Source organism: Telluria sp. LT1R51-2 (assembly GCF_059685775.1).
This window is the reverse complement of sequence record NZ_JCASIM010000001.1, coordinates 1,169,621-1,185,150: the sequence shown is the minus strand read 5'-3', so window position 1 is coordinate 1,185,150 and position 15,530 is coordinate 1,169,621. Positions and strand designations below refer to the sequence as shown.

The following is a 15,530-nucleotide window of genomic DNA, read 5'->3' as shown; positions in this document are numbered from 1 at the left end:
ATGATGATGATGTTGACCATCCTGGCGTATTCCATGGTCGTCGTGTTCATGTACCTGATCATGACCAAGCGCCTGCCCGCGCTCGTGGCCCTGATCGTGGTGCCCATCGGGTTCGGCGTGATCGGCGGCTTCGGCCCGCAGCTCGGCCCGATGATGCTCGACGGGATCCGCAACCTGGCCCCGACCGGCGTCATGCTGATGTTCGCGATCCTGTACTTCGGCATCATGATCGATTCGGGCCTGTTCGATCCGGTCGTGCGCCTGATCCTGAAGATCGTCGGCGGTGACCCGTTCAAGATCGTCGTCGGCACTGCCGTGCTGGCGATGTTCATCTCGCTCGACGGCGACGGCGCCACGACCTACATGATCACCGTGGCCGCCATGCTGCCGCTGTACGTGCGCCTAGGCATGAGCCGCCTGGTGCTCGCCTGCGTGATCATGCTGGCGGGCGGCGTCTTCAACATCCTGCCGTGGGGTGGCCCGACGGCGCGCGCCGCCACCGCCCTGGGCGTGGACGTCAGCGACATCTTCGTGCCGATGATCCTGCCGATGGCCGTCACCTCCCTCTGGGTCGTGTTCGTGGCCTGCGTGCTGGGCATGAAGGAGCGCAAGCGCCTGGGCATCATGACGCTGCCGACACAGGCTGAAAAAGCAGCAAAAGCTGCCCAGGCGGCGCAGAATGTCGCCGTGCTGCAGCCGGCGGTGGCCGCCGAAATGAACGGCACCACCGGCCACTGGAGTCCGAGCGCCGCTGCCGCAGCGCGCGATGGCAATGTGCACCAGCTGGCGGGCGGCCGGGTCGAATCGACCGTAACATCGCCGGGCGAACCGGCGCTGGTCGCTGGTGGTGGTAACGGCGGTGGCGATGACGACGACGTCTCGAACGCCGCGATCAAGCGCCCACGGCTGATCTGGATCAACTTCGCGATGACAACCCTGCTGATGGTATTCCTGATCAAGGGCGTGCTGCCACTGCCCGTCTTGTTCATGATCTTCTTCGCCGTTGCGATCATGATCAACTACCCGGGCCTCGAAGAGCAGAAGGAGCGCATTGCGCACCATGCAGCGAACGTGCTGCCGGTGGTGTCGCTGATCTTCGCCGCCGGCATCTTCGTCGGCATCCTGCAAGGCACCAAGATGGTCGATGCGATTGCGCTGTCCGTCATCGCCGGTGTGCCCGACTGGATGGGTCCGTACTTGGCGGTCGTCACGGGTCTGCTCAGCATCCCGTTCACGTTCTTCATCTCGAACGACGCGTTCTACTTCGGCATCGTGCCGGTGCTGGCCAAGGCGGCCGAGGTGTATGGCATCACGGCGGCAGAAATCGGCCGCGCCTCGGTGATCGGCCAGCCGGTCCACCTGCTCAGCCCACTGGTCGCCTCGACCTATCTGCTGGTCGGCATGTGCAAGGTGGAGTTCGGCGACCACCAGCGCTTCACGCTGATCTGGTCGATCTCGGCTGCACTGGTCATGCTGGTGGCGGCGCTGGTGTTCGGCGTGGTCCCGCTGATGGGCAGCGCCGCGTAGTAAGGCGGGGCGGCGGGCGCGGCGACATATACTTGCCGGATGCCCGCGCCCCACGATCTTCCTGAACCACCCGCCGTCGCCGCGCCCCTGGTCGTGAGCGACGGAAAGCGCCGCACCCTCGCATTCACACCCGACGACGTGCAAAGCGAGATGCTGCTGGCGCGGCCCGACGCCCTCGTCCTCGATTACACCCGCGCCATGATGTGCTTTGCGCTGTTCGCGCCACGCCCGCGCCATATCGTGATGGTGGGCCTCGGTGGCGGCTCGCTCGCCAAATTCTGCTACCGCCACTTTCCCGCTGCCCGCATCACGGTGCTCGAGATCCGCGCCGATGTGATCGCGCTGCGCGACCTGTTCTGCGTGCCGCCGGACGATGCGCGCCTGCGGGTGCTCCATTGCGACGCCGCCGACTGCCTGGCGCGCATGCCGGGCGATGCCGATGTGCTGCTGGTGGATGGGTTCGACGGGCGCGGCCTGCCACCGGCACTGGCCAGCACAGCGTTCTACACGGCCTGTCGGCGCGCGCTGCGACCAGGTGGCGTACTGGTGACCAATATTTTTACCTACGATCCCGGTTATGTGTCTTTCTTACAACGGTTGAGGGATGCTTTCGACGGCCGCATTCTGTGGTTCCAGCGCATTGCCGGCAACAACCGGATCCTGTTCGCCGTCCACCCCGCCACAGCGCCCTCGCGCGGACAACGCCTGCTGGCAAGCCTCGCACGGACCGACCGGGACCACGGCGGCATCGGTTTTGGCTGGAGCAACCGGCTGCTTGCACGCGGTGTGGTTGCCTGGCTGGCATGGCGGCGTAGCTGACATGCTTTTACCCACGGCGGGCAGCTTGTCATTCACAATACGATAAGTTTGCGGCGCCGGGCCCTTGTATGACACACTGGCGCGCATTAATGCCCGCCGGAAATCACCGATTGCCGCGCGCGCGCCCCTGACTGATTTGCACGAATTTGCCTGGACCTTCCGACATCATGCCGCGCCGCCTGCCCCGTTCGCTGACCCTCGCGGCGGCCCTCACGCTGGGGGGCGGCCTGGCTGCCTCCTTCGGCCTGTTCATCGGTGTCAGCCACCTCGAATACGACAATATGGCGCTGTCGTTCGGCCAGCGCGCCGATGAGCGCGTGGCGGCAGTGCGCCAGGGCATGGGCCAGGCATTCGAAGTCCTGGCCGTGACCAACCAGCTGTTTTCCAAAGGCGAGCCGGTCAGCCGCGAACGCTTTGCCGACTTCACGTCGGCCCTGCTGGAGCGCCACCGCTTTGTGCAGGCGTTCAATTTCCATCGGGTGGTACCGGGCCATGAACGCGCCGCCATTGAGGCCGAACTGCAGCGCGTGCGGCCCGGCACCATCCTCACCGAAATGACGCCCGCCGGCCTGATGCCGGCGCCGCTGCGCACGCGCTACCACGTGATCGAATATGTCGAGCCGATGGCCGGCAACGAGGTGGCCTTCGGCCTGAACCTGTCCCACAATGGCGCCGTCATGGGCGCGCTCGAGCTGGCGCGCAGCACCGGTCAGCCGGCAGCCAGCGGCCTGTTCGCACTGGCCCAGGCGCCCGCGAGCCAGACCAGCTTCGATCTGGTGCAACCGGTGTTCGACAAGAATGGTGTCCTGCGCGGTAACACCGCCGTCGTCCTGCGGGGCAAGGAACTGGTGCGCGAGTCGCTTGCGGCTAGCGGCCTGCTCGGTGGCGGCGACATCTTCGTGTCGGTGTATGCGAGCGAGCTTGCCGACCCGGCCACCTTGCTGTTTTCGAACGGCCCGACGTCGGGCGCATCGCGCCGCGCATTTGCCGGCTGGCTGCGCCCCGACCATGGCATGCACAGCACCGTGCTGAACGCGGGCGGGCGGCCCTGGCGCGTGGAGATCGCCGCGGCTGAGCGCCCGTTCCTGGCCGACCATCTCGCCTCGCTGTCGCTGCTGTGTGGCGGCATTCTCGTCACGCTGATGGGCGCTGCCTTTGTGCAGTCGGCTGGCGAGCGGGCGCGCAAGGTGCAGCAACTGGTGCGCCAGCGCACGTCGGAGCTGCGTCGCAGCAATCGCCAGCTGATCGACGACATGATCGCGCGCGAGCGTGCCGAAAAAGCGCTGCTGCACAGCGAACAGCGTTTCCGCCAGCTGGTCTCGATGTCGTCCGACTGGTACTGGGAACAGGATGCCGAACTGCGCTTCACGATGATCACCGGCGGCTTCACCGAAAAGTCGGGTGTCGCCGTCGAAGGGCTGATCGGCAAGACGCGCTGGGAATACGTGCCGGGCCTGCTCGACAGCGACAGCGGCCGCACGCACCTGGCCAAGATGCAGGCACGCGAAGCGTTCAATAACCTTGAGTACCAGGTCCTCGATGACGACGGTAATGCGCGCTGGTTCTGCGTCAATGGCGAGCCCGTGTTCGACGAGGCGGGTGCCCTCACCGGCTACCGCGGTACCGGCAGCGACATCACCGAGCGCAAGCTGACCGAGCAGCGCGTGCACCACGTGGCCCAGCACGACGTGCTCACCGGGCTGCCGAACCGCTCGCTGCTGCAGGACCGCCTGAGCCAGTCGATTGCGTTTGCCAGCCGCAGCGACCGGCCGGTATGGGTCATGCTGATCGACCTGGACCGCTTCAAGTTCGTCAACGACAGCATGGGCCACAAGGCCGGCGACGTGTTGCTGGTCACCGTCGCGGCGCGCCTGCGTGCGGCGCTGCGCGATGCCGACACCGTGGCGCGCCTGTCGGGCGACGAATTCGTCGTGATCCTCAACGAGCATGCCGACGAACCCCTGTGCCCGGCCGTCGTGCAGCGGATCATGGATGCGGTAGCGCAGCCGGTCATGCTGGGCAACAAGGAGTTCTTCGTCACCTGCTCGGTGGGCGTGGCCGTGTTCCCGACCGAAGGCACGCTGAGCGAGAACCTGATCGAGCACGCCGACATCGCCATGTACCGCGCCAAGAAGCTGGGACGCAACAACTTCCAGTTCTTCACGCCGAGCATGAACGACGAGGCGATGGAACGCGTGCGCATCGAAGGCGCGCTGCGCAATGCGCTCGAGCGCAATGAATTCGTGCTGCACTACCAGCCGCAGGTCGACATGAAAACCGGCCAGATCGTGGGCATGGAAGCGCTGATCCGCTGGAACCATCCCGAACTGGGCATGGTGCCCCCGGGGCGGTTTGTGGGCGTCGCCGAAGAAACCGGCCTGATCGTGCCGATCGGCGCCTGGGTCATGCGCACCGCCTGCGCCCAGAACAAGGCGTGGCAGCTCGCCGGCTACCAGCGCCTGCGGGTGGCGGTGAACCTGTCGGCGCGCCAGTTCGGTGCGGCCGACCTGATGGCCAGCCTGGAGGCGACGCTGGCAGAAACCGGGCTCGACGCCGCCTGCCTCGAGATCGAGCTGACCGAGAGCCTGTTCATGAGCGACGTCACGCCGGCAGTGGAGTTGCTGCACCGGATGAAGGCGCTGGGGGTCAATCTGTCCATCGACGACTTCGGCACCGGGTATTCGAGTTTCTCGTACCTGTCGCGCTTCCCGATCGACGTGCTCAAGATCGACCGCTCGTTCGTGGCCGACATCACGCATGACGCCAACGACGCAGCCATCGTGTCGTCGATCATCGCACTGGCCCACAACCTGAAGCTGGCCGTAATCGCCGAAGGCGTCGAAACGCTCGCACAGCTCGACTACCTGCGCAGCCACGGTTGCGATGAAATGCAGGGCTACTACTTCAGCAAACCCCTGCCCGCTGCCGATTTCGAAGCATTGCTGATCGAGGGGCGCTGCCTGCCGATGCCCGCCCCTGCGCCCGACACGCAGCCGGCCTGACGCACTGCCAGTTGCAGTCACACCACGGCGATTGGCAGAAAGCCATGTCATTACATGGCGGGAAAAACATTTGTATAGCTAAATAAACATTATTGGTCGTACAATCAGCGGGCCGATGGCAATCCCAAGACCTGGACACGATAATGAACATGAATGACATGCCTGATATGGCCGTCAAAGCCAACACGACCACGACCCGCCACCAGCGCGTCGACGGCCGCACGTCCGATCTGGTCAACCAGGCGATCGCGTCAATTCCGACGCTGGGCCTGCAGCGCGCGGCAGAGTTCCTGGCGACGATGAACGTGCCGGCCGAAGTCGCGGTGCGGGTGCTCGTGTACCCGGCCCGCCGCCGCGCACACTGAACGGGCGGGCAGCTGCCTCAGGCAGCTGATATAGAAGAAAAGTTCGAAGGCGGCCGTCGGCGACGGACCGCCGGCCGGATCAGCGGCGCTCTTCGTTCAGGGCGATGTCGGCCAGCGACTCGCGGCCCTTGTCGCTCAGGCCATGGCCGCCACCGTCGAGCGGCACGATGTGCGATTTGCGGTTCAGGAAACGCAGCACGTCGTCGTCGAGCGCCACTTGCGGATCGGCCGCCAGCGCGCGCAAGCCCGTCACGCAGCGTCGCAGAAACAGCACCTCTTCACCCTTGTCGGTCAGCGTCAGCCGCTTGTCACGACCGTAGGACATCAGCTTGATGCCACACAGGCGCTTCGAATTGCGCCCGACACAGGCACTGGCCATCTCTTGTTTACCGCCGCGCCGCACCATCTCGAGTGCGTCGTATTCGTCCGTCGTGAGCTTTTCGTTTTTCATTACCGCGTTTCGTTGACCAAAGGGCGCATGGTACGCGTCGCAGCGCGCCGGGGCAACCTTCAGCGCAGCGAACGCAGCAGCACCCAGCCCAGGCCGACACTGGCCAGCACGCCAAGCACCAGCGCAAGCTGCACGCTGCGCGAGGCCAGCAACGGGCTGCGGCCCAGATAAATCTTGTTGTACAACGTCGAACCCATGATCGTCTCCTGTTTTACATGTCACCCACATTATAGAAACCGCTTTGTTGCGGTTCAGTGACAGACAGCACACGCCCACTCTACGGGGACGAAAAAGCAACACTTTTCGCCATAGTCTGGCGCGCGACATGGGCTGACGAGGGCTGTTAGGATCGTACAACATTGACAACGCTATTGGAGCACAGCATGACCGACACGACACCCCAGGTGGATCCTGAAAACAAGGGCCGCGCGATCTTCGATGAAGCCGACATCGGCAGCGGCGAACGCTCGCCCGGCCAGCACGACACTGAACAGATGATTCGCGAGATCCCGGCACTGCCGCCAGCGGGCGCCGACGACAAGCAGGAAGACAAAGAAGACAAGGAAGAAAAGCGCCAGGAACCCGGCGCCTGATTCAAGGAGATGCAGTAATCAGTGTGCCCGGATCGGCGGTTCGGGCATGCTTGGCTCTTCGACCGGTGCATTGACCGGATCGGGGACATCGTCCGGCACCGGCGGCTGCGCAGGCGGCACCAGCGGATCGTTCGGTGCATCCGGATCGGGCGTCGTGTGCGCGCGCTGGATGATCGGTTCGCGCGAGGCGTCGTTGGCATGGAATTGATTCATGGTCGCCTTTCGGTGGGTGATTGGGTCATGGCAGACTAGCATGCCAGCCTTGCCGGGGCCGTACGATTGCCCCGCAATGTGCCGCCATCGCTGCGGCAGGTGCCACCCGCAGGTGCCACCCTCAAGCGACTCGGCTATAGTGATGTTTTCACCACCCTCACCGCCCCCATGCGCCTATCCAGCCTGCTGCTTGCCCTCGTGCTTGGCGCTGCCACCAGCGTCCACGCCGCCCCGATGAGACTCGACGACTACCTGGCCCTGCGCGGCCCTGCTCCGACCACCACGCTGGCCTACGGCCCCGCCCCGTCCCAATACGCGGAACTGTTCGTGCCGGCGGGCGCCGGCCCGTTTCCTGTCGCGGTGCTGGTGCACGGCGGATGCTGGAACAGCAAATTCGGCGGCATCACGCAGTTTCGCAATATGGCTGGCGCGCTGGCCGCGCGCGGCATCGCCGTCTGGAACGTCGAATACCGGCGCATCGACGAACCGGGCGGCGGCTATCCTGGCATGTACCTCGACATGCACGCCGCGCTCGACCTGCTGAGGCAGCATGCGCCCGCGCACAAGCTCGACCTCGAACGCATCGTGGCGGTCGGCCATTCGGCCGGTGGCCAGCTGGTGCAATGGATCGCGGGCCGCGCGCGCATTCCTGCCAGCAGCCCGCTGCACCAGGCCAACCCGCTTCCGATCGACCGTATCGTGAGCCTGGGCGGGCTGGCCGACCTGCGCCATGAGGCGGCACTGATCAAGTCGAGCTGCGACCGCGATCTCGCCCAGCTCGCAGGCGAGCCCAGCGCGACGCGGCCGGACGTGCTGCTTGACACCAATGCTGCCGACCTGATGCCCAATGGCAGCCGCACGTGGCTGGTGACCGGGGCGCTCGACACGATTTCGCCACCGCGCGTGGCGCATGACTATGCGGCGCGGGCGAAACAATCCGGGGATATGGCTGAGGTCGTGATCTTGCCGCAGGCAAGCCATTACGATGAGGTGGCAACGAGTTCGCCGGCGTGGCCGACCGTGCTGAGGGTGATCGAGGGTGCGCTGGGTCTGCCGCCGAGCAAGCCATAGACGAAAACGGCGCGCGTCGCCGGGAGGCGACGCGGTCATGCAGGGTAAAACGGCGATTACAGCATTACTGCTGGCGCGACTTTTCTTCTTTCTTGACCTTCTTGGCTTCCTTCTTTTCCTTCATGGTCTTGGCCGGTTCCTTCTTGGTCGTCTTTTTTGCATCCTGACTCTTGCTCATGGTGGTGCTCCATTCATGGTGATTGCTGCGGATGTCATGAGAACGTGCCGGACAGCGCGTCGGGCATCATGCGGATAGTACCACCATGCTATCGCCGCCCGGTAGCGGCTCGCCGTGCCAGCGGGACGTCCAGCACCAGGTCATCGCGCGCCAGCGCCACGCAGGGCAGGATGTCGCCATCACGCCGTTCCTCCAACGACAATCCCGGCCAGTCGATCGTGTACGCCACTGCGCCGGCGCGCAGACGGCACAGACAGGTGCGGCACGTGCCGTTGCGGCACGAACTGGGGATGTCGATGCCCGCTGCCTCGATCGCGGCCAGCAGCGTCGTGGCGCCGTCAACCGTGACGCTGGCGCCCAGCGGCAGAACGGTGATGGTGTAAACAGGGTTATCCATGGCGCAATTGTAGCCTCAATGAAACAGTTGACCGACTGTGAGTACGCTGACGCACAGACCCGCACCCTGCAGAGCACTAGTCTATAGTTTTCCAGAAGCAAACCCGGAGACCGCATGAACAAGATGACCGCCCTGACCCTGATCGCCGCCCTTGGAGGCACGCTGACCCACGCCATCGCGCAACAGCCTGCCCCGCTGCCACCCGCCGCCCAACCGGCAACGACAGCCCAGAACACGACGATGTCGACGGCGGTCGCCGCTGCGCCCGGCGCCGTGCAGGATCCCGCGCTTGCCGAGCAGGCCGAATTCGAAAAGCTGCTGCGCGCCCAGGTGCTGCTGGAGCGCATCTATCTGTCGCCGGGCGAACTGGACGGCGCCTATGGCTCGAACCTGCGCCAGGCCTTGACCACGTTCCAGACCTTGCGCAAGCTGCCGGTCACCGGCAAGCTCGACGACGCAACCTGGAATGCCCTGGCTGTCGACACCACCCCGACCCTGGCCGAGTACGCGCTGATCGCCGAAGACGTCGAAGGCCCGTTCCAGCCAATCCCCGACACGATGATGGAAAAAGCCAAGCTCGACAAGCTGGGCTATGCCAACGTGCTCGAAGGCCTGGGCGAAAAATTCCATGCCAGCCCGGCCCTGCTGCAACGCCTGAACCCAGGCAAGACCTTTGCCCGCGCCGGCGAACGCATCATGGTGCCGAACGTGAGCGGCAAGGAACCGCTGGCGCAGGCGACCAAGGTTGTCGTGCGCGATGGTGCCAAGACGCTGCAACTGTTTGACGCATCGGGTCGCCTGCTGGCGCAGTATCCGGCCTCGACCGGCAGCAGTCGCGATCCGTTGCCAATTGGTACCTGGAAGATCGAGGGCGTGCACGCCAATCCGGTCTACAACTACAACCCGAAACTGTTCTGGGATGCCAAGCCCGGCGACAAGGCAACGCCGGTCAAGCCAGGTCCGAACAACCCGGTCGGCGTGATGTGGATCGACCTGTCCAAGCCGCACTACGGCATCCACGGTACGCCGGTGCCGGGCCATGTGGGCAAGACCGAATCGCATGGCTGCATCCGCTTGACGAACTGGAGCGCGGCCGAAGTGGGCGCGGCCGTCTCGGCCGGGGTCGAAGTGATCCTGCAAAAATAACGGTCGCCACAGGCACATATGCGGCGCCGATGGCGCCGCACGGAGAACACGATGAAATGGTTGATCACGTTTATCATCGGCGCCCTGGTCGGCGCCGCGATACTGTTCGTCGCGCTGCAGGACGTGCCGGAGACTCCGGCACCGGCGGTCACGGCTGCTGCCCCCGCAGCAGCCGGCATCCCGGCATCGCAGATTGACGGCCAGTTGCCACCGGCGCCGGTGGTGATGCCGAACCTGGAAGATGCCGACCTGCCGCTGCGTCCGACGCCTGAAGGCACTGCGGCTGCCGGCGCAGCAGCGCCAACAACAATGCCGGGCAAGCTGCTGGTGCCGGTGCAGGGCATCAAGTCGGCCCAACTGACCGATACCTTCTACCAGCCGCGCGGCGAGCAGCGCCAGCACGAGGCGCTTGACATCATGGCCCCGACCGGCACGCCGGTGATCGCGGTCGCCGACGGCAAGGTGGTTAAACTGTTCCAGAGCAAACCGGGCGGCCTGACCGTGTACCAGTTCGATCCGACCGAACAGTTTGCGTATTATTACGCCCACCTGGACCGCTACGCCGACGGCCTCGCCGAAGGCATGGACGTCAAGCGCGGCACGGTGATCGGGTATGTCGGTGTGACCGGCAATTCCGACCCCAATGCGCCGCACCTGCACTTCGCCCTCGTCTCCCTGACGGCCGAGAAGCAGTGGTGGAAAGGCACGCCCATCAATCCGTTTCCACTGATGAGCGATTAGTAACTACTGCCGATGCGGACCCAGGCCCCGGGTCCGCAGTCGTTTCGTCGATGTCGGCGCCGACGTTGATGGCAGCATAGGCGCGCGTGACCGCCACCGCTTCGCGGCTTCCTACCCCATACAATTCCCCCGCCGCTTCAATCATCTTGGTGCGCGCATCAGCGTAGTTGGTGCTGGCCGTGAACTTGGTCGTGTTCGCGCGGAACCAGATGCGAAACGCCTTGTCGATGCCGATACCCGTCATCGCGGCTGGCTGCCGCGTCAGGTAGCTGCTCCACCCATCGCCGGTCTTGTCGGCATCCGATCCCCGCGCCAGGAAATAAAACATCCGGTTGTTGGGGCCACTGCTGTAATGCACGTCCAGGTTCTTGAGAGTCGTGCTCCAGGCATCGCGGCTGCTCCCGTCCTTGCTCGGCTTGATCATCCAGCGCAACGGCTTGCCGTCGCGGGCGATCTCGCTGCCCAGCATCCAGTCGTTACCCAGCTCGGGCACGATGTTTCCGGTGCCGCCAGCGCGGGCATACGCCTCGACCACTTCGCCGGTGATGTCCGAACTCGACTCGTTCAGCCCGCCCGATTCGCCCCTGTAGAGCAGGTTCGACGTGGCAGCCGTGACGCCGTGGCCCATCTCGTGGCCGACCACGTCGATTGCCCCCAGGTTGGTGAAGAACGTGCCGTCGCCGATGAACATGCAACGGCAGGTATCGCTGTAATACGCATTGTCGTAGCCACGGTTGACGTGCACGGCGATGTGGGTGGCGGTGTCGTGGCCGTCGAGCGCGCGCCAGCCCAGCACGTTCTGGTGCAGGTCGTAAGTATTCATCAGCCCCCACATGGCGTTCACGGCTGCAGTCTGGCCGTTGGCGCCCGTCGTGCTGGCGCCTTCGACGAACTGCTTGCCGTCGCCCCAGGTGTTGCTGCCGTTGGTATACACGCGTCCGCTCGAGGTGGCGTGGTTGGCGTTGGTGATGGCCATCGCGCCGAACGAACCACCCTTGCCGCGCTGCGGGTCGAGCAGCTGGTACATATTGCCGGCAAAAGTCGTGCTGAGCGGAACATTGCCGTTGTACTGACTCAGGCCGATGCCTTCCACGGTTTGCAGCATGTTCCAACGCTCGATGATGGCACCTGTGCGCGCATCGACAATGGCATCGTAGTAAATCGGTTGCTCGCCGCTGCGCAGCCGCACGCACACATGCCAGGCCAGCATGTAGTGGTCGACCGTCTCGACCACGTCGACCGCGTTCAGTTCGCTATCGGGCTTGGCAACGGCGCTCGGGGCACGCTCGTCGCGCATCACCGGATAGATCACCAGTTCGGCAGTGGGGAGCTTGACGTTGACGGCGCGGGGCGGACTGTTCTTGAGCGCGGCGCTGACGGCTGCCTTGCGCCTGATGACGGGCATGGTGTCGAAACCGGTGGCGGTCGACGTCATCCCACTGGTCGCGCCTCGTCCCAGCGCCAGGCGCCGGGGCGAGGCGCTTTCGGACACGATCTGCTGACGTGCATCGAGCACGACCACCGATTCGGCGCCAAAGATGCGCAGCCCCTTGTACAGGTGCGCCACGCGCATCACGTGCGTGCCCTGCACGCCAGGATGCTGCGAGACGACCCGGTAGCTGTGATCGGCATCAAGGCCAATCGCCGGCCGGCGTGCATCGAGCTGATCCAGCACCAGCGCCTGCGCTTTGCTGTCAAGCTTGCCTGCAGCGCCCATCATCGGCGCAGCTGACACGCCAGGCGCCAGCACGATCGCGGCAGCCAGCACGACTGCCCTGAAAAACGGTTGAGGAATCATCTCGGCTCCATCCGGTAAGCCGGGCCAGGTGGCGCCGGTCATCGACCATGATGGACGTGCAAATAAACGAGTATTTGCTTGAGAACAATGTCCCCTACCTACGGCGCTTCATCAGATACACCGCAGTGCCAACGACGGCCACGCCCAGCGCAACCTTCTTCGCCAGGCCCGCCTTATTGTGCTGGAACTCGGCCTTGATGCCCATCTCGGCCAGCACGTTCGGAATCTTGCCACTGGCCAGATCCTCGCCGATGCCCTCGACCATGTTGACGCGGTCGGCCACCAGCAGCAGCAGCCAGTGACGCACATCGTTCTCGGTCAGCTTGAAGGCCTGGCGCCGGATCATGCCGGACAGCCCGGACGGCGGCTGCACCGTGCCGAACAGCGGCGTGCGGCCCGGGCGCTCGGTGGAGACAAGCACCTCGACCTGTTCTTTCTGCGCTGCAGGATCGCCGTCCGGCACGTTGATGAAACGTGGCGGCGTGCGTTCCATCGGCACGCCGGGCCGGTCCTTGCGGTCGAGGTCGGCGCCCCAGCCCTGGATGTGCGCCAGTTGCGCGCGGGTGGGCCGGCGTGGCGCAATCGCGCCGTGGACGTGGCCGACGTGGCCATCGTTGTCGTGTTCGCCCGGTGCGTGGTCACCGTCGTGCTGGTCGTTGGCGCTCACGATGTCGTTACGTGTCTGCATAATATGTCCTCGTGGTGATCTGCATGTCGGTTACGCTGCGATGCTGGCCTTGACGGCGCGTACTTCGTTCGCGCGCGGCGGAATCAGGATCGTCTTGATGCAGTTATCGAGCTTGCTCGAGAAGATGTGATACGCATCCGACACTTCTTCCAGCGGCACGCGGTGCGTGATGATGGCTTTCGGATCGATGCGGCCGGCACGGATGTGTTCGATCAAGCGCGGCAGATGGCGGCGCACGCTGGCCTGGTTCATGCGCAGCGTCAAACCCTTGTTCAGCGCATTGCCGATCGGGACCGCGTTGAAGGTCGGCCCGTACACGCCGACGATCGACACGTTGCCGCCCTTGCGCACCGAGTTGATGCACCAGTGCAGCACAGTCGCGGCACCAGCCTGCATCATCGTATAGACGCCCGTGATGGTCTGCATCGTGTTGCCCGCTGCTTCGCAGCCGACCGCGTCGATGCAGACGTCAGCGCCCATCCAGTCGGTCATCTTCTTGATGTGCAGTGCCATGTCGCGCACTTCCTTGAAGTTGACCACTTCGCACTGCGCGTAGTTCTTGACGAATTCGAGGCGGTATTCGATCTCGTCGACGACGATCACGCGGCCCGCGCCCATCAGCCAGGCCGACTTGGCGGCAAAGATGCCAACCGGGCCCGCGCCGAACACGACGACCGTGTCGCCTTCCTTGATGTCACCCATTTCGGCAGCCTGGTAACCGGTGGGCAGCGCGTCGGTGAGCAGCACGGCGTCATCGTCGTGGATGTCTTCCGGGATGATCATCGGGCCGACGTCGGCCATCGGCACGCGCACGTACTCGGCCTGGCCGCCGTCGTAGCCGCCGGCCGTGTGCGAGTAACCGTAGATCGCGCCCACGGCGGTCGATTGCGCATTCGTGTTGTGGCAATTGCCGTACAGCTCGTGCTGGCAAAAGAAGCAGGAGCCGCAAAAGACGTTGAACGGCACCAGCACCTTGTCGCCCACCTTGAGCTTGTGGACATCCGACCCGATTTCTTCGACGATGCCGATGAATTCATGGCCAAAGGTATGGCCCACGCGGGTATCGGGCACGAGGCCGTGGTACAGGTGCAGGTCGGAACCGCAGATGCAGGCGCGGGTGACGCGCACAATGGCGTCACCGGGGTGTTCAATGACGGGCTCGGGCTTCTGGTCGGCGCGGACACGGTATGGCCCGCGGTAGTTCATGGCAAGCATAAGCACTCCTTGGCAAGTTCTGTAAGGTGATGTCGGCGCGCGTTGAATAGCGTGCTGATCTAGCACCAACTTATGTCAAGTTACCAAGAATTGCCATACGCGCACGGTAACGAACACGCATTTTTATGCACTTACCCGGAATTAATGTCCGCCTTTATACCCAACAGGAAACTTTCTCACGCCTTTTATAGATTTTTGGCATCAAAAGTATTGCACGAGGCTACTTCGCCACTTTCCAGGCCACGCTCGAACCAGCGCACGCGCTGCGCCGATGTCCCGTGCGTGAACGAGTCCGGCACGACCACGCCGCGCGACTGCTTTTGCAGCGCATCGTCGCCGATCGCGCTGGCGGCGTTCAGGGCGGCTTCGACATCGCCCTGCTCCAGGATCTTGGCACGCTGATCAGTACGCTTGGCCCAGACACCGGCAAAGCAGTCGGCTTGCAGTTCGAGTTTGACCGACAGGACATTGCCCTGCTTTTCCGACGCGTTCTGCTGGGCCGCATGCACCTTGTCGGAAATCCCGAGCAGGTTCTGGACGTGGTGACCGACTTCGTGCGCGATCACGTACGCCTGGGCAAATTCACCGCCGGCGTTGAAGCGCTGCTGCATCGTGCGGAAGAAATCGAGGTCGATGTACACCGATGCGTCGGCCGGGCAGTAGAACGGCCCGGTCGCGCTCTGGCCGACGCCGCACGAGGTGTTCGTGCGGCCGTCGAACAGCACGAGCTTGGCCGGCTGGTATTGCGTATTCTGTTCGGTGAAGATCTGGGTCCATGCGTCTTCGGTGTAGGCCAGCGTGGTGCGCACGAACTTGCTCTCGCGGTCGTCGGCCGGCGCCGCGCGTGGCTGCGACGATTGCTGCACCTGCGGCGCGCCGCCACCTGACAGCAGGCTCAGGATCGTGGCCGGCGAGACGCCCAAAAAGTAGGAACCCACCAGTGCGATGACGATGGTGCCGATGCCGATCGAGCGCCCGCCAATGCCGAAGCCACCACCACCTCCCCCGCCACTGTCGCCCCGACGGTCTTCGACATTGCTGCTTTCACGGTCACCATCCCAACGCATACGTTCTCCTGGTCGTTCAGTTGTTGATTCAGCGGCTGTTGCGCTTGAGGTTGGAAGTATCGGCGCGCTCGCGCGCATCCTTGCCGCGCAGGTCATCGGCGGGCGCGAGGCCTGCACGCTGCTCGTCGTTCAACGCGCGCTCGCGGCGTTCGCGGGCGATTTCGCGGTCCATGCGTCCGCGCGGGACGTCATCCATGTCAAAGGTTTTCATGTTGTCTGTTCTCTCTCGTGTCGTGGTCGATGCGCGACTATGTCGGTG

Annotated in this window: 17 protein-coding genes; 8 read left to right on the top strand and 9 right to left on the bottom strand. The window is 64.4% G+C overall.

The window, feature by feature from the left end:
• Positions 1-9 precede the first annotated feature (9 nt).
• The 4 genes from AC56LH_RS05300 to AC56LH_RS05285 all read left to right on the top strand — a co-directional run bounded on the left by AC56LH_RS05300 (position 10) and on the right by AC56LH_RS05285 (position 5,713).
• Positions 10-1,527, top strand: coding sequence for a CitMHS family transporter (locus tag AC56LH_RS05300; RefSeq protein WP_499648404.1), 1,518 nt, complete (start codon positions 10-12; stop codon positions 1,525-1,527).
• Positions 1,528-1,566: 39 nt separating this feature from the next.
• Complete coding sequence (locus AC56LH_RS05295) at positions 1,567-2,346, top strand: fused MFS/spermidine synthase (RefSeq protein ID WP_499644632.1); 780 nt, start codon at positions 1,567-1,569, stop codon at positions 2,344-2,346.
• Between the two features lie 167 nt (positions 2,347-2,513).
• Entirely contained in the window at positions 2,514-5,348 is a 2,835-nt protein-coding gene (locus tag AC56LH_RS05290; protein WP_499644630.1) for a bifunctional diguanylate cyclase/phosphodiesterase, read from the top strand.
• 149 nt (positions 5,349-5,497) lie between these two features.
• Positions 5,498-5,713: a hypothetical protein gene (locus AC56LH_RS05285; RefSeq protein WP_482898287.1), complete on the top strand. Its 216-nt coding sequence runs from the start codon at positions 5,498-5,500 to the stop codon at positions 5,711-5,713.
• 79 nt (positions 5,714-5,792) lie between these two features.
• Here the strand turns inward: AC56LH_RS05285 and AC56LH_RS05280 are convergent, their stop codons facing one another.
• Positions 5,793-6,164, bottom strand: a complete 372-nt coding sequence (locus AC56LH_RS05280) for a hypothetical protein (RefSeq protein WP_499577140.1) — start codon at positions 6,162-6,164, stop codon at positions 5,793-5,795.
• A gap of 59 nt (positions 6,165-6,223) precedes the next feature.
• A complete protein-coding gene (locus AC56LH_RS05275; RefSeq protein WP_499644628.1) occupies positions 6,224-6,361 on the bottom strand; it encodes a hypothetical protein in 138 nt (45 codons plus the stop codon).
• A gap of 186 nt (positions 6,362-6,547) precedes the next feature.
• Here AC56LH_RS05275 and AC56LH_RS05270 point away from each other — a divergent pair, with 186 nt between their 5' ends.
• Positions 6,548-6,757 (top strand): hypothetical protein, encoded by a 210-nt coding sequence (locus AC56LH_RS05270; RefSeq protein WP_499644626.1) that lies wholly within the window; start codon positions 6,548-6,550, stop codon positions 6,755-6,757.
• Between the two features lie 18 nt (positions 6,758-6,775).
• On the opposite strand, the gene AC56LH_RS05265 is transcribed toward AC56LH_RS05270, so the two are convergent.
• The gene (locus AC56LH_RS05265; RefSeq protein ID WP_499644625.1) at positions 6,776-6,970 is read right to left on the bottom strand and encodes a hypothetical protein; all 195 of its coding nucleotides are present in this window, start codon (positions 6,968-6,970) and stop codon (positions 6,776-6,778) included.
• Between the two features lie 168 nt (positions 6,971-7,138).
• On the opposite strand from AC56LH_RS05265, the gene AC56LH_RS05260 reads away from it, so the two are divergent.
• Positions 7,139-8,041, top strand: a complete 903-nt coding sequence (locus AC56LH_RS05260) for an alpha/beta hydrolase (protein ID WP_499644623.1) — start codon at positions 7,139-7,141, stop codon at positions 8,039-8,041.
• Positions 8,042-8,307: 266 nt separating this feature from the next.
• On the opposite strand, the gene AC56LH_RS05255 is transcribed toward AC56LH_RS05260, so the two are convergent.
• Positions 8,308-8,616, bottom strand: a complete 309-nt coding sequence (locus tag AC56LH_RS05255; RefSeq protein ID WP_499644621.1) for a 2Fe-2S iron-sulfur cluster-binding protein — start codon at positions 8,614-8,616, stop codon at positions 8,308-8,310.
• A gap of 114 nt (positions 8,617-8,730) precedes the next feature.
• Here AC56LH_RS05255 and AC56LH_RS05250 point away from each other — a divergent pair, with 114 nt between their 5' ends.
• Both AC56LH_RS05250 and AC56LH_RS05245 read left to right on the top strand, forming a co-directional pair.
• Complete coding sequence (locus tag AC56LH_RS05250) at positions 8,731-9,762, top strand: L,D-transpeptidase family protein (RefSeq protein WP_499644619.1); 1,032 nt, start codon at positions 8,731-8,733, stop codon at positions 9,760-9,762.
• A gap of 51 nt (positions 9,763-9,813) precedes the next feature.
• Complete coding sequence (locus tag AC56LH_RS05245) at positions 9,814-10,503, top strand: M23 family metallopeptidase (protein WP_499644617.1); 690 nt, start codon at positions 9,814-9,816, stop codon at positions 10,501-10,503.
• Here the strand turns inward: AC56LH_RS05245 and AC56LH_RS05240 are convergent.
• The 5 genes from AC56LH_RS05240 to AC56LH_RS05220 form a co-directional block, all read right to left on the bottom strand.
• A complete protein-coding gene (locus tag AC56LH_RS05240; protein ID WP_499644615.1) occupies positions 10,475-12,301 on the bottom strand; it encodes a M4 family metallopeptidase in 1,827 nt (608 codons plus the stop codon). The genes AC56LH_RS05245 and AC56LH_RS05240 overlap by 29 nt on opposite strands.
• A gap of 94 nt (positions 12,302-12,395) precedes the next feature.
• Positions 12,396-12,989 carry a hypothetical protein gene (locus AC56LH_RS05235; RefSeq protein WP_499644613.1) on the bottom strand — a complete coding sequence of 198 codons (594 nt, stop codon included), beginning with the start codon at positions 12,987-12,989 and terminating at the stop codon, positions 12,396-12,398.
• A 30-nt stretch (positions 12,990-13,019) separates the two neighbouring features.
• A complete protein-coding gene (locus AC56LH_RS05230) occupies positions 13,020-14,204 on the bottom strand; it encodes a zinc-dependent alcohol dehydrogenase (protein ID WP_499644611.1) in 1,185 nt (394 codons plus the stop codon).
• Between the two features lie 185 nt (positions 14,205-14,389).
• A complete protein-coding gene (gene ypfJ, locus AC56LH_RS05225) occupies positions 14,390-15,271 on the bottom strand; it encodes a KPN_02809 family neutral zinc metallopeptidase (protein ID WP_499644609.1) in 882 nt (293 codons plus the stop codon).
• Between the two features lie 28 nt (positions 15,272-15,299).
• On the bottom strand, positions 15,300-15,482 hold the full coding sequence (locus tag AC56LH_RS05220) for a hypothetical protein (RefSeq protein WP_499644607.1): 183 nt from the start codon (positions 15,480-15,482) through the stop codon (positions 15,300-15,302).
• Positions 15,483-15,530 lie beyond the last annotated feature (48 nt).

What these genes read in the sequence shown, in the direction of transcription:
- AC56LH_RS05255 (WP_499644621.1), bottom strand. Translation starts at nt 8,616, where the DNA reads ATGGATAACCCTGTTTACACCATCACCGTTCTGCCGCTGGGCGCCAGC.
- AC56LH_RS05250 (WP_499644619.1), top strand. Translation starts at nt 8,731, where the DNA reads ATGAACAAGATGACCGCCCTGACCCTGATCGCCGCCCTTGGAGGCACG.
- AC56LH_RS05270 (WP_499644626.1), top strand. Translation starts at nt 6,548, where the DNA reads ATGACCGACACGACACCCCAGGTGGATCCTGAAAACAAGGGCCGCGCG.
- AC56LH_RS05280 (WP_499577140.1), bottom strand. Translation starts at nt 6,164, where the DNA reads ATGAAAAACGAAAAGCTCACGACGGACGAATACGACGCACTCGAGATG.
- AC56LH_RS05295 (WP_499644632.1), top strand. Translation starts at nt 1,567, where the DNA reads ATGCCCGCGCCCCACGATCTTCCTGAACCACCCGCCGTCGCCGCGCCC.
- ypfJ (WP_499644609.1), bottom strand. Translation starts at nt 15,271, where the DNA reads ATGCGTTGGGATGGTGACCGTGAAAGCAGCAATGTCGAAGACCGTCGG.
- AC56LH_RS05275 (WP_499644628.1), bottom strand. Translation starts at nt 6,361, where the DNA reads ATGGGTTCGACGTTGTACAACAAGATTTATCTGGGCCGCAGCCCGTTG.
- AC56LH_RS05235 (WP_499644613.1), bottom strand. Translation starts at nt 12,989, where the DNA reads ATGCAGACACGTAACGACATCGTGAGCGCCAACGACCAGCACGACGGT.
- AC56LH_RS05260 (WP_499644623.1), top strand. Translation starts at nt 7,139, where the DNA reads ATGCGCCTATCCAGCCTGCTGCTTGCCCTCGTGCTTGGCGCTGCCACC.
- AC56LH_RS05220 (WP_499644607.1), bottom strand. Translation starts at nt 15,482, where the DNA reads ATGAAAACCTTTGACATGGATGACGTCCCGCGCGGACGCATGGACCGC.
- AC56LH_RS05290 (WP_499644630.1), top strand. Translation starts at nt 2,514, where the DNA reads ATGCCGCGCCGCCTGCCCCGTTCGCTGACCCTCGCGGCGGCCCTCACG.
- AC56LH_RS05230 (WP_499644611.1), bottom strand. Translation starts at nt 14,204, where the DNA reads ATGCTTGCCATGAACTACCGCGGGCCATACCGTGTCCGCGCCGACCAG.
- AC56LH_RS05240 (WP_499644615.1), bottom strand. Translation starts at nt 12,301, where the DNA reads ATGATTCCTCAACCGTTTTTCAGGGCAGTCGTGCTGGCTGCCGCGATC.
- AC56LH_RS05245 (WP_499644617.1), top strand. Translation starts at nt 9,814, where the DNA reads ATGAAATGGTTGATCACGTTTATCATCGGCGCCCTGGTCGGCGCCGCG.
- AC56LH_RS05285 (WP_482898287.1), top strand. Translation starts at nt 5,498, where the DNA reads ATGAATGACATGCCTGATATGGCCGTCAAAGCCAACACGACCACGACC.
- AC56LH_RS05300 (WP_499648404.1), top strand. Translation starts at nt 10, where the DNA reads ATGTTGACCATCCTGGCGTATTCCATGGTCGTCGTGTTCATGTACCTG.
- AC56LH_RS05265 (WP_499644625.1), bottom strand. Translation starts at nt 6,970, where the DNA reads ATGAATCAATTCCATGCCAACGACGCCTCGCGCGAACCGATCATCCAG.